We start from the raw sequence: 12,617 nt of genomic DNA on the forward strand, positions 1-12,617 counted from the left end.
AACGGCGATGGCCGGTTGTGTGCGCATTCTCCTGGTGCGGCGGCAGTGGCCGAATTACCGTTGAAGGGGGCGGTCGCCGTGCGGGCACTCTCCGTTGTCGACCGCCCGCCCATCCCTTAGACCCCGCTCATGGGGTCGCGAGAGGAGAACCCATGTCGCTCGACGTCTCACCGGCCCTCCTCGAACAGGCCGAGCGAGGCGAGGTCGACGAAGCCGAATTCGTCGACTGCGTCCGGACCTCCCTGCCCTACGCCTGGGAGATGGTCAGCTCCCTGGTGGCCCAGCTCAAGGTCGACGGTGGCGAGTTCGCCGACAACCAGACTCCCCCTCCGAACGAGCAGGCGCGCGGCCAGCTGCTGCGCGCGCTGGCGAGTGACGCGATCCGCGGTGCGCTCCAGCGGCACTTCGGAGTCCGCCTGGCGTTCCAGAACTGCCACCGTGTGGCGGTCTTCCCGCTCGACCCGGCGGTCGACGACCGCCTCGCCCGTTTCACCTCGATCCGGGGCCAGCTGCTGAACCAGTCTCCGGAGCTTCGGGACTGCTGATGTGATTCGGCTGCCGCCCCGTATGCGGGAGGTGCGTGCACTTACGGGGGCGGCAGCATCCCGGCCCGGTCGGCTGCTCGCGGGGCGGTCGCGCCCCGGCCCGGTCGGCCGCTTGCGGGACGGTCGCGCCCCGGCCGGTCAGCCGAGCAGCGGGAGCACCTCGGCGCCGAGCCGGCGGACGTTCTCCTCCGTCGCCGCCAGATCGCCCGAGCCCTCCGTGAGGAGGGCGAACCGCCGGATCCCGGTGCGCTCGGCCGAGGCCGCCAGACGGTCCGCGCACAGCCGCGGCGGGCCGACCGGGTGCAGGCCGCACAGCAGCTCCGTATAGGCCATCGGGTCGCGCATCGGGCGTCGCGTCCCGTCGACCGTGACATGGGCGGCCAGCCCCTGGCGCAGCCAGCCGGGCATCGACTTCTTCAAGGTCTCCTCCGCCGCGCCGGGCTCGTCCGCGATCTGCGCGACACCGGCCGATACGTGCCCGGCCGCCGCGACCTCCTCGGGCGAGTGGCCCGTGGCGAGGGCGTGATCGCGCCACAGGGCCACCATCTCCGCCTTCTCGTCGTCCCCGCAGTGCATGCCCAGCAGCATGGGCAGCCCGTGCTCGGCCGCGAGCCGGGCGGTGTCCGGGGAGGTACAGGCGACGATCACGGGCGGCTGGGCGAGCTCCGACAGCTCGTCCGGGCGCGGTACGACATCGACCTCGCGGAAGGCGTACCGCTCCCCGCGCGCGCCCACTCTCGGCTCCCGCAGCCAGCGGGTCAGCAATTCGAGGGATTCCGGAAAGCCCGACTCGTACGCGCCGAGCCCCGATCCGAAGACCTCCAGATCCACCCACGGCCCACCGCGCCCCACCCCGAGGGTGAACCGCCCGCCGGAGACGAGATGCAGCAGCGCCGCCTGCTCGCCCAGGGCGACGGGGTGCGAGGTCGGCAGCACGCTGACGGCGGTGCCGACGCCGATCCTGCGGGTACGGCCGAGCAGCAGCCCGGCGAGGGTCACGGCGGACGGGCAGACGCCGTACGGCACGAAGTGGTGCTCGGCGAGCCAGACGTCGTCGAGCCCGGCCTCCTCGGCGACTTCGGCCGTCCGTACGGCGCGGTGCAGCGCCTCCCCCTGCCCCTGGCCGGGGAACTGCGCTGCCAGGACGAATGCTCCAACGCGCATCGCTCTTAAGCCTCCTAGCGACCGACGCGACATCCCCCTGTAGGCAACAACGTGTGACACGTGCCAAGGGCACGGCTTCGCATAAACTTTCATGATGATCGGAGGGTCGCCGGAGGGGCGGCTGCCCTACGTGTACCCGGGGCTGTGACTCTGACGCGTAATCTGGTGACGCCCCGTAACTCTCCAGATCCCCATGAGGTGTCCCGTGTCCCCGCGCCGAAACCGCCCGCGAGGCGGCGCCGACAAACCCGCCGCGCGTGATGAGGGCGGCGCCCCCAGCGAGCGCTACGGACTGGAGCGCTCGGAGGACTGGCGGGGCGAGCCGTGGATCGTGCGCATGGTCGGCGGCGGCGGCGCGGCCAAGCACTACCGGTGCCCCGGCTGCGACCAGGAGATCCCGCCCGGCGTTCCGCACGTCGTCGCCTGGCCCGACCACGGCGGCGTGGAGGACCGGCGGCACTGGCACAAGGCGTGCTGGAACGCGCGGGACCGCCGGAGCGCGCGGCTCCAGCGGTCCCGTAACGCGCCGCGGTACTGACCGCGCGGCGCGGTGCCTTCGGTGCGTCCGGTCCGGTGCTTCCCACACGTCGCGGATGTGTCCGGTCCGGTGCTTCCTACACGTCGCGCTTGGCCATGGCGGCGTAGGCGCCGGCCATCGCGACCGCCGTCACACCCAGCATGATCCACAGCGGCGTCCAGCCGGTCGGCCCGTCGTCCCCCATCACGGTGCCGTAGAACGCGCCGAGCTGGCTGGGGATCGAGTACAGGAAGAGGAACTCGCGGACCTTCGACAGGCTCTCCGAGAACATGAACAGGCCCAGCACCAGCGGCAGCAGGACCACGCCCAGCATGACCGTGACGGCGCCCGCGGAGTGCCGCAGCAGCGTGCCGACGGCCATCGCCAGCAGGCTCAGGACCGCGACGTAGAGGCTCACGCCGACGGTCGCCCGCAGCCAGTCGCCGGCCGTCGCCACGTTATCGACCGTGATGCCGCTCAGCACCGCGGTCTGCAACAGCGCGACGAGCGCCGTGGTGACGGCGGTGATCACGAACGTCACCGCGAAGAGGATCATGCCCTTCGCGGCGAGCACCCGCCCTCTGCTCGGGCAGGCGGTCAGCGTCGCGCGGATCATCCCCGTGCCGTACTCCGAGGTCATCGTGAGCGCGCCCAGCGTGAGCACGCACATCGAGCCGAGCAGCACGCCGAAGAAGCCGAAGGCCGGGAGCGGGGTGTCGTTCTCGCCGCCCTGTGCTCCGACGGCCACCGCGACGAGCAGGCCGACGCCGACGACGAGGGCGATCATCACGCCGAGCGTCCACATCGTCGACCGCACCGACTTGATCTTGGTCCACTCGGAGGCGAGGGCGTCGCCGAGGTGCGCCTGGCGCATGGGGATCGGCGAGGCGTAGCCGTAGAGCCGGTTCTGGTCCTGGTACTGGCCCTGCCCCTGGCCGTACGCGCCACCCGGCCACTGCTGCGGCGGACCGCCCTGCGCCGGCGGCTGCCCGTACGGCTGCGCGTGCGGCTGTCCGTACGGCTGCGAGGCGGCCGGGCCGGGTGCGGCCGGCGGCTGGGCCGGGGCCTGCCGCGCCGGGGCGGCCGCGGGCTGCTGCGGGGCGTTCGCGGGGGGCCCCTGCGGCGGCACGGGCTCCTGGGGGGCCTGCTGCTGGTTCGGGGTCGTCATCGGGCGTCCTTGTTATCGCGGTTATCGCGGTTGTCGCGCTTGTTCAGGTCGGCGGAGGCGGGGCCGCTCGGCGGGGCGGCCTGCGGGGCCGCGGCGGGCGGTGCCTGCTGCGCCTGGTGCGGGGCCGCGTACGGGTTGGGGTGTCCGTACCCGCCGGGCTGGGGCGCGCCGGGACCCTGCGGGGGCCCGCTCTGCCGGCCCCAGCCGTCGGCCGGATTGTGGCCGACCGGCGTGTACCCGGCGGGCACCTGCTGGTGCAGACCGATCCGCTGGTCGGCCGTGGAGCGGTAGTCGACGGCGCCCTGCGTCAGCCGCATGTACGCCTCCTCAAGCGACGCCTGGTGCGGCGAGAGCTCCCACAGCCGTACGTCCACGCCGTGCGCGACATCGCTGATCCGCGGCAGCGGCAGCCCGGTGACCCGCAGCCCGCCGTCCTGCTCGGGCAGCACCTGGCCGCCGGCCTCGATGAGCGAGGCGGTGAGCTTCTCGCGCAGCTCGGGCTCCGAGTCGGGGGTGCGGACGCGCGCGAAGTCCGCCGAGTTCTGCGAGATGAAGTCCTTGACGCTCATGTCCGACAGCAGCTGGCCGCGGCCGATGACGATGAGGTGCTCCGCGGTGAGAGCCATCTCACTCATCAGGTGGCTGGAGACGAAGACCGTGCGGCCCTCGGCGGCCAGCGACTTCATCAGGTTGCGGACCCACAGGATGCCCTCCGGGTCCAGACCGTTGACGGGCTCGTCGAACAGCAGCACCTGCGGGTCGCCGAGCAGCGCCGCCGCGATGCCCAGCCGCTGGCCCATGCCGAGCGAGAACCCCTTGGACCGGCGCCGGGCGACGTCCTGGAGGCCGACGACCCCCAGCACCTCGTCCACGCGGCGCGCGGGGATGCCGGAGAGCTGGGCGAGGCAGAGCAGGTGCTGACGGGCGCTGCGCCCGCCGTGCACCGCCTTGGCGTCGAGCAGGGCGCCGACCTGGCGCGGGGCGTTGGGCAGCTCGCGGAAGGGGTGGCCGCTGATGGTGACGTGTCCCGCGCTCGGCTGGTCCAGACCGAGGATCATGCGCATGGTCGTCGACTTGCCGGAGCCGTTGGGCCCCAGGAAACCGGTGACGGTGCCCGGCCGCACCTGGAACGACAGGTTGTACACGGCCGTCTTGGCGCCGTAGCGCTTCGTCAGGCCGGCTGCCTCGATCATTCTCCGCCCCTCACGAGATGGTCGGGGCGCGTGCCCCGTAAGCGTTAGGAGGATAACCAGGCGTTGACGGTTCCCGTTAAGTGAGATTCCGGTGAGACTTGGGGGCGGGGGACTGCGGCGACGGGACTCAGGGCCCTGTGGACGACGGGGGGACGACGGGGGGACGACGGGGCCGGGCTTCCGGTTCGGGACGGGCCGGGGCGCGGTCTGTCCCGGTGCCGGCGCCCCGCTCGGGGACCCGGTCCCGGGCTCCCGCGCGGTGTCGGAGGCCCGCGCGGTGCTACGCGTCGCGCCGCTTCAGCGTCAGATAGCCGAAGATCAGCGCCGCCAGCACCCACAGCACCATGATGCCGAGGCCGCCCCACGGCCCGTACGGGGCATCGTCGCCGGTCGGGACCGTGTGCATGATCTTCCCGCCCGCCTGGTCCGGGAAGTACTGGCCGACCTTCTTGGTGGCGGAGACGCTGCCGAGGATGTTCGTGACCAGGAAGAAGAACGGCATCAGGATGCCCAGCGACAGCACCGGGCTGCGCAGCACCGCGGTGATGCCCATCGAGAACATCGTGATGAGCGTCATGTAGAGCCCGCCGCCGAGCACCGCCCGCAGCACCCCCGGGTCGCCGAGGGACGCCTTGTGGTCGCCCAGCATCGCCTGGCCGAGGAAGAACGTGAGGAACGACGTCACCATGGCGACGACCAGGGCGAGCAGCGTGGCGACCGTGATCTTGCCGAAGAGGAACGCGCCGCGCTGCGGTACGGCGGCCAGCGAGGTGCGGATCATGCCGGTGCTGTACTCGTTGGAGACCACCAGCACGCCGAAGACGATCATCGCGAGCTGACCGAGCCCGGTGCCCGCGAAGCTGGTGAGCGTCGGGTCGAAGGTGAACTGGTCCTCCGGCGACAGGTCCTTGAAGCCGTTCTTGGCCACGGCGCTGATCAGCGCGCCGAGCGCGATCGTCACCACGGCGGCCAGCCCCAGCGTCCACACCGTGGACCGCACCGATTTGATCTTGGTCCATTCCGACCGCAGGACCTGTTGCGCCACCGCCATCGTCAGGAGCCCTTCTTCCGGTTCTTGCGGTTCCGCTGACCCTGCTGCCAGTCCGAGCCCCACTGCGGCGCCGGTGCGCCCTGCGCGCCGTCCGTGTCTGCCACGTCCGCCGTGCCCGCCGTGCCCGCGCCGCCGGCGCCGTCCAGGGCAGCCGGCCCGGCCGCGAGCCCGGTCGACGACGAGTGCGAGTGGTACTCCACCGACCCGGCGGTCAACTGCATGAACGCCTCCTCCAGCGATGCCTGCTGCGAGCTCAGCTCGTGCAGTACGAGCCGGTGCTCGGCCGCCAGCTCGCCGAGCGCCGAGGCGGCCACGCCGTCCACTTCCAGATGGCCGTCCGAAACGGTCACCGCGGTGATTCCGGCGCTCGACAGCACATCGCGCAGCCGCTCGTGTTCGGGCGAACTGATTCGTACGTATGACCGAGAATTCTCCCGAATGAAGTCGGCCATCGATGTGTCCGCCATCAACCGCCCCTGGCCGATGACCACCAAATGTTCGGCGGTGAGCGCCATTTCACTCATCAAGTGACTGGAGACGAAGACCGTACGACCCTGTGCGGCCAGCGACTTCATCAAATTGCGAATCCAGTGGATGCCCTCGGGATCGAGCCCATTGACCGGCTCGTCGAACATCAGGATCTCCGGGTCGCCCAACAGCGCGCCGGCGATCCCCAGCCGCTGCCCCATGCCGAGCGAGAAACCTTTGGAGCGCTTCTTGGCGACCGCGGTCAGCCCGACCATTTCCAGTACCTCGCCCACCCGGGCGCTGGGGATGCCATTGCTCTGGGCCAGGCACAGCAGATGGCTGTAGGCGGTCCGGCCGCCGTGCATCGCCTTCGCGTCGAGCAGCGCGCCGACGGACCGCAGCGGGTCCGTGAGCTGCCGGTAGTGCTTGCCGTCGATCCGCACACTGCCACCGGACGGGTTGTCCAGGTCCAGCATCATCCGCATCGTCGTGGACTTCCCCGCGCCGTTGGGCCCCAGGAAGCCGGTGACGATCCCAGGCCGTACGGTGAAGGTGAGACCGTCCACGGCGAGCTTGTCGCCGTACCGCTTGCTCAGCCCCTCAAGCTCGATCATGCGGCCACGCTAAGGGGGTATGCGGGCCTCCGCCACCCCTGACCGGAACCGGGCCGAAAGCCCGCCACACCGGCCCCTCACGCACCGTGGAGTCCAGCAAACACAGGGCGCCCCCACCACCGCCGCAACGGCGGAGCGGGGGCGCTCCCTGGGTCCGGTCGGCCGGGCGCGGCCCGGCCGGCGTCAGCGGGTCTGCTGGGCCGGAACCCCGCGCGTGGCCTCGTCGTCGCCGGGCGCACCGGCCGCGGCCACCGCGGCGCCGGTCAGCGTCGCGAGCATCTCGCGGACATTGGTCAGCTGGGCGTTGATGGAGTCGCGGCGGTTGGTGAGCGCCGCCAGCTCCCGCTCCGATTCGCTGCGGATACGGTCCGCCTTGGCGTTCGCGTCGGCCACGATGTCCTCGGCCTGACGCTGCGCGGTCTCCACCGTCTGACGGGCCCGGCGCTCCGCGTCCGTACGCAGCTTCTCGGCCTCCAGCCGCAGCTGCTCGGCGCGGTGCTCGATCTCCGCGAGCCGCTTCTCCGCCTTGGCCTGACGCGACGCCAGATCGCGCTCGGACTGCTCGCGGCGCTTGGCCAGATTCGTCTCGAAATCGGCGGCGGCCTGGGCGGCCTTGGCGCGCGTCTCCTCGAAGAGGGAGTCCGCCTCCTCGCGCTTGGACTGCGCGTCCTTCTGCGCCTCGGTGCGCAGCGTGGAGGCGTCGCTCTTCGCCTTCTCGACGATACGGGCGCCCTCGTCCTCCGCCTTCGACTTCCGCTCGGCGGCGAACGCCTCGGCGTCGTTGCGGACCTGCTGGGCGGCCGACTCGGCCAGCTCACGGTGCTGCTCGGCGGCGCGGCGGGCCTCCTCGCGCAGATCCTTGGCCTCTTCCTCGGCCAGCCGAAGGATCTTCTCGACGCGGGCGCCGAGCCCGGCGTAGGACGGCTCCGCGTCGTTGACCTGGGCCTGGGCGTTCTGCGTTTCGAGGTGCAGCTCCTCGATCCGCTTTTCCAGAGAGGTGATACGGGCCAGTGCACTGTCACGGTCGGCGACGAGCTTGGTAATGCGGTCGTCCACCTGGCCGCGGTCGTATCCACGCCGCACGAGCTCGAAGCCGAAGGGGGAGGAAGTGTCGCTCATGGGGTTCCTGTCGAAAGAGACCGGTGAGGTGATAGAGGGAATCCTAGGGGTGCGAACGGCGTGTCATCGAGTCAACGTCCGATTGGTCTGGAGAATGTCCCCTCATTCGAGTGGCTAGTTATCGGACTGCTTGCCACTCGTGCGAGTGGAACCGGCTCCGGCCGCCGCCTTGACGCCGCCGCCATCCTTACCCCCGGCGGCGGTGGGCGACTCGAATGACTCCAACGCCTCCAACACGTCCTGGACGCGGGAGATCTCTGTATTGATGTCCTTGCGGCGACGTACCAGCACCTCCAGCTCCTGCTTGCCCTCGTCCACGATCCGCTGGGCCTCCGCGGTGGCCTCGGCGCGTACGCGCTCCGCCTCCCGCACCGAATCGGCCTTCTTCTGCTCGGCCTCCTTGAGCAGCCCCTCCGCCTTGCGCACCGCGGCGATACGGACCTTGCTCGCCTCGCTGCCGGCGTCCGAGACCAGCTTCTCCGCCTTCTCCTTGGCCTCCGCGAGCTGTTCGGTCGCCGCCGCCACCAGCTTGTCGCAGCGCTCGCCCGCCGACTGCATCGCCTCGGACGACTCGCGCCGGGCCCGGTCGTGCAGCTCCTCGACCTCGCCCTCGATCCGGGTCCGCAGCTCCTCCGCCCGGTCCCGTATAGCCGTCGCGTCGCCCCGCGCCTCGGCCAGCAACGTGTTCGCGTCCGTACGGGCCTGCTCGACCAGCGCGTTGCCCTCGCCGGTGGACTCCGTGACGATCCGCTCGGCCTCCTTGCGGGCCGCGCCGACCATGCTGTCGGCCTGCTCCTCGGCGGCCGTCGCCGCCCGTACGGCCTCTTCCTGAGCCTTGGCGACCAGCTGGTCCGCCTGCTGGGCGGCGTCGTTGCGGCGCTTGGACGCCTCCTGGCGCGCCTCGTCCAGGGCCTCCTGCGCCTGCGCCCGCGCCTCGGTGCGCAGCCGCTCCGCTTCCGCCTCGGCCTCCGCCTTGACCCGCTCGGACTCGGCGCGGGTGCGGGTCGCGTGCTCCTGCGCGGAGGTGACGGTCTCGGCGGCCTCGGCGCGCAGCCGGTCCGCCTCCTTCGTCGCCTCGGCGATCAGCGCGTCGGCCTGCTCGGCCGCCTCGCTCCGGCGGGCGCCCGCCGCCTCGCGGGCCTCGTCGAGCGTACGGGCCGCCTCGCTCTGCGCGCCCTCCAGCGCCTCGGCCGCGTCCGCGCCCAGCTTCTCCGACTTCGCCGTGGCGTCGGTCACCAGGACCTCGGCCTCGGTCAGCGCCTCCGACATCAGCCGGTCGGCCTGCTCCGCGGCCTCCGAACGGCGGGCGTTCGCCGCCTCCCGCGCCTCGTCGAGGATGCGGTCCGCGTCCTCCTGCGCCGAAGAGGTCAGCTCCGTGGCCTCGTTGACGATGCGCTCGGCCTCGGCACGGCCCTCCGCACGCACCCCCTCCGCCTGCTGGGCGGCGTCGGCGCGCATCTTGTTCGCGTCGTCCCGGGCCTCGGCGCGGGTCCGGTTCGCGTCCTGCTCCGAGGAGGCGAGCGCGTCCGAGGCGTCCGTACGCAACTGCTGAGCCTTGGCGGAGGCGTCCGACACCATCCGCTCGGCCCGCGCCGTGGCGTCCGCGGTCAACTTCTCCGCGTGCTCGGCGGCTTCCGTGCGGTGCGTCTCGGCCGCCTCGCGCGCCTCGTCGAGCGCCGTCGTCGCCTCGGCGCGCAGCCGCTCGGCCTCCGCCGTGGCGTCCTCGACCAACTGGTCGGCGTACGCGGTGGCTTGCGCGCGGTGCTCCTCCGCGGCCTCGCGGGCCTCACCGAGCGTCGTCGCGGCCTCGGTGCGCAGCCGCTCCGCCTCCGCCGTCGCCTCCGCGACCAGCGCGTCGGCCTGACCGGCCGCCTCGGCGCGCCGGGCGTCGCCCGCCTCGCGCGCCTCGTCCAGCAGCCGGTCCGCCTCCGTACGGGCCTTCTCGACGGTCTCGGCGGCCGCCGCGCGCTGCTGATCGGCCTCCTCCGCCGCCATCGTCATCAGCTCGTCGGCCTGCTCGGCGGCCTCCGAGCGGCGGGCGTTCGCCGCCTCCCGGGCCTCGTCGAGCACCGCTTCCGCCTCGGCGGCCAGCCGCTCCGCCTCGGCCGTGGCCTCCGCGACCGCCTGCTCCGCGGCGGACTTGGCGGCCTCGGCGGCCTCTTGCGCCTCCCGGCGGACCCGCCCGGCGTCCTCGGCGGCCCGCTCCCGCTCGGCGTACGCGTCGGAACGGACCCGGTCCGCCTCCTCCTGCGCCTCCGTGCGGGTGCGCTCCGCGTTGTGCTCGGCGGCCGAGCGCAGCCCGGAGATCTCCTCCTCGGCCTGCTCGTGCAGGCCCGCGACGGCGTCCCGCACCTGCTGGGCGGTCTGCTCCGCGGTGGCGACCAGTTCGCCCGCCCGCTGCTCGGCCTCCGCCGACAGCCGCTGGGCCTCCTCCTGCGCCTCCGTGACCCGCTTACGGGCCGAGGCGAGCAGCTCCTCGCTCTGCTCGTGCGCCTGTTCGCGCTCCGCCTGCGCCTCGGAGCGGGCGTCGCCGAGCAGCTGCTCGGCCTCCCGGCGGCGGCGGGCCGCCTCCTCCTGAGCCGCCGTCAGCGCCTCGGCGGCCTCGGCCTCCGTGCGCTCGGCCGCGGCGTTCGCCTCGGACCGCACCCGGTCGGCGGCCTCCTTGGCCTCCTCGCGCAGCCGCTCCGCCTCGGCGGTGGCCCGCTCGCGCAGCCGCACGGCCGCCGCCTCGCCCTCGGAACGGGCGCTCGACGCCTCTTCGACCGCCTCGGCGCGTACGCGCTCCGCCTCGGTCTCCGCCTGCTGCTGGAGCGTGCGCAGCCGCTCCGCGGCCTCCGTGCGCAGCCGCTCCGTCTCCTCCGACGTCTCCCGGCGCAGCCGTTCGGCCTCGGTACGCGCCTCGTCCAGCGCGGACTCCGCCGCGGTGACCCGGGTCTCGGCCTCCTCGCGCAGCCGGACGAGCTCCGCCTCGGCCTCCTCGCGCAGCGCCTCGGCGCCCCGCTCGGCCTCCTCGCGCAACTGGCGGGCCGTCTCCTCGGCCTCGGTGCGCGTCAGTTCGGCCTGGCCCTCGGCCTCGGTGCGCGTCTCCTCGGCCTCCGTACGGGCCTTCTCGACGCTCTCCTCGGCCTGCTTGCGCAGCGCCGCGGCGCGTTCGGACGCCTCGGTCCGTACGCGCTCGCTCTCGGCGCTCGCGCCGCCGCGGGTCTCCTCCGCGTCGGCCTTCGCCCTCGTCAGCAGCTCCTCGGCGGTACTGGCCGCCTCCTCGATCTGCTGGACCGCCTCGCGCCGGGCCTCGGTGCGCAGCCGCTCGCCCTCGGCGACGGCCTCCGCGCGCAGCTGCTCGGCCTCCCCGCGCAGCCGCCGGGCCTCCTCCTGGAGCTCGACGGTCTTGGCGCGGTACTCCTTGGTGTCGTCCTTCGCCGCGCCCTTGAGCTGCTCGGCGGACTCGGTGGCCTGCTCGCGCAGCCGGTCGGACTCCGCCTCGGCCTCCCGGCGGATGCGCTCCGCCTCGGCCGCGGCGGACTTGGTGGTGGCCTGCGCGTTCTCGGACGCCTTGGTCAGCACCTCCTCGGCCTGCCGCGCGGCCTTCGCGAGCTGCGCCGCGGAGTCCTCGGCGGCGGCGCTGCGGGCGTCCTCGGCGGCCTCGGCCACCAGCCGCTCAGCCTTGGCACGGGCGTCGTCCCGCTCCTGCTCGGCCTCGGCCCGCAGCGCCTCGGCCTCCTTGGTGGCCTCGCCGACCAGCCGGGCGATCTCCGCCTTGGCGGTGCGGGTGCGCTGCTCGTTCTCCGACTCGGCGCCGGTCAGCCGCTTGGCCGCGGCCTCCTTCGCCTCCGTGACCAGCTTCTCCGACTCGGCCCGCGCCTCGCGCAGCGCCGTCTCGGCCTCCTGCATCCGCGTCTCGGCGGCCCGGGTCAGCTCAGCGGCCTGCCGGCGGGCCTGCTCGGACTCGCCCGCGGCGCCGGTGCGCAGCTGCTCGGCGTGGTCGGTGGCCTCCTGCGCCTGCGTGGAGGCGGCGGTCAGCAGCCGCTCGGCGTCCGTACGGGCCCGCCGCAGTATGGCCTCGGCCTCGGCACGCGCGTCCTCGGCGGCGGAGTTGAGCCGCTCCCGGGCGCGCTCGGTCAGCCGCTGGGCCTCCGCGTGGGCCGTGGCGACCGCCTGCTCGGCCTCGGCCCGCGACTCCTCCATCAGCCGGCGGGCCTGGCCCTCGGTGCGGGCGCGCAACTGCTCGGCCCAGGCGACGTTCTCGTTCACGTGCGACTCGACGGTCCGCCGGCGCTCCGCCAGCTCCTCGTCGAGCCGCTGGCGGCGGGCCACGGCCTCGGAGTGCAGCTCGGATTCGAGCCGGGCCTGCCGCTCGGCGTGCTCCTGGAGCAGCCGCTGGGTCTGGGCACGGGCGTCGCGGAGCTCGCGCTCGGCGTCCGTACGCAACTGGTCGGCCTGGATCTGCGCGTTACGCAGCAGCTGCTCGGCCTGGTAGCCGAGATCGCCGCTGTCGAAGGCAGGGCGTGCCGCGAGGTTGCGGCGCGCCTCGTGCAGCTTGGCGCGCAACACCTCGACCTGATAGCCGAGGTCGTCGGCGTGCTGAACGGCCTTCTCCCGCTCGGTCCGCAGCCGCTTCATCTCGGCCTCGAACTTCGAGAGGTGGTCTTCAGGCTCGTAGCGGTCGTCGCCCCGCACTGCGCGGTCCATCCGTCCCCTGGTCGCGTTGGCGGCCTGCTCCGTCCTGCGTGCTGGTCGAACCCGGAGCCGGCCCTTCCGAGGAAATGGTGTCAGATCAT

9 protein-coding genes are annotated in these 12,617 nt (G+C 73.1%); 2 read left to right on the forward strand and 7 right to left on the reverse strand.

The window, feature by feature from the left end; all coding sequences use genetic code 11:
- The first annotated feature begins 152 nt into the window (after positions 1-152).
- Positions 153-545: an SCO5389 family protein gene (locus AC07AB_RS34565; RefSeq protein ID WP_363132677.1), complete on the forward strand. Its 393-nt coding sequence runs from the start codon at positions 153-155 to the stop codon at positions 543-545.
- Positions 546-683: 138 nt separating this feature from the next.
- Here AC07AB_RS34565 and AC07AB_RS34570 read toward each other — a convergent pair whose 3' ends face one another.
- On the reverse strand, positions 684-1,709 hold the full coding sequence (locus AC07AB_RS34570) for an LLM class flavin-dependent oxidoreductase (RefSeq protein WP_478575618.1): 1,026 nt from the start codon (positions 1,707-1,709) through the stop codon (positions 684-686).
- A gap of 205 nt (positions 1,710-1,914) precedes the next feature.
- On the opposite strand from AC07AB_RS34570, the gene AC07AB_RS34575 reads away from it, so the two are divergent.
- A complete protein-coding gene (locus AC07AB_RS34575; RefSeq protein WP_478575621.1) occupies positions 1,915-2,247 on the forward strand; it encodes an ATP/GTP-binding protein in 333 nt (110 codons plus the stop codon).
- Between the two features lie 76 nt (positions 2,248-2,323).
- Here AC07AB_RS34575 and AC07AB_RS34580 read toward each other — a convergent pair whose 3' ends face one another.
- The 6 genes from AC07AB_RS34580 to scy all read right to left on the reverse strand — a co-directional run bounded on the left by AC07AB_RS34580 (position 2,324) and on the right by scy (position 12,528).
- Entirely contained in the window at positions 2,324-3,394 is a 1,071-nt protein-coding gene (locus tag AC07AB_RS34580; RefSeq protein ID WP_478575624.1) for an ABC transporter permease, read from the reverse strand.
- Entirely contained in the window at positions 3,391-4,587 is a 1,197-nt protein-coding gene (locus tag AC07AB_RS34585; RefSeq protein WP_478575626.1) for an ABC transporter ATP-binding protein, read from the reverse strand. The genes AC07AB_RS34580 and AC07AB_RS34585 overlap by 4 nt, the downstream gene beginning before the upstream one ends.
- A 280-nt stretch (positions 4,588-4,867) precedes the next feature.
- Positions 4,868-5,638: an ABC transporter permease gene (locus AC07AB_RS34590; protein WP_478575628.1), complete on the reverse strand. Its 771-nt coding sequence runs from the start codon at positions 5,636-5,638 to the stop codon at positions 4,868-4,870.
- A 2-nt stretch (positions 5,639-5,640) separates the two neighbouring features.
- Positions 5,641-6,720: an ABC transporter ATP-binding protein gene (locus tag AC07AB_RS34595; protein WP_478575631.1), complete on the reverse strand. Its 1,080-nt coding sequence runs from the start codon at positions 6,718-6,720 to the stop codon at positions 5,641-5,643.
- A 183-nt stretch (positions 6,721-6,903) separates the two neighbouring features.
- Positions 6,904-7,839: a cellulose-binding protein gene (locus tag AC07AB_RS34600; RefSeq protein ID WP_478575633.1), complete on the reverse strand. Its 936-nt coding sequence runs from the start codon at positions 7,837-7,839 to the stop codon at positions 6,904-6,906.
- Positions 7,840-7,953: 114 nt separating this feature from the next.
- Positions 7,954-12,528, reverse strand: coding sequence for a polarized growth protein Scy (gene scy, locus AC07AB_RS34605; protein WP_478575636.1), 4,575 nt, complete (start codon positions 12,526-12,528; stop codon positions 7,954-7,956).
- Between the last annotated feature and the right edge of the window lie 89 nt (positions 12,529-12,617).

It is taken from the genome of Streptomyces sp. NPDC044033 (genome assembly GCF_056434425.1).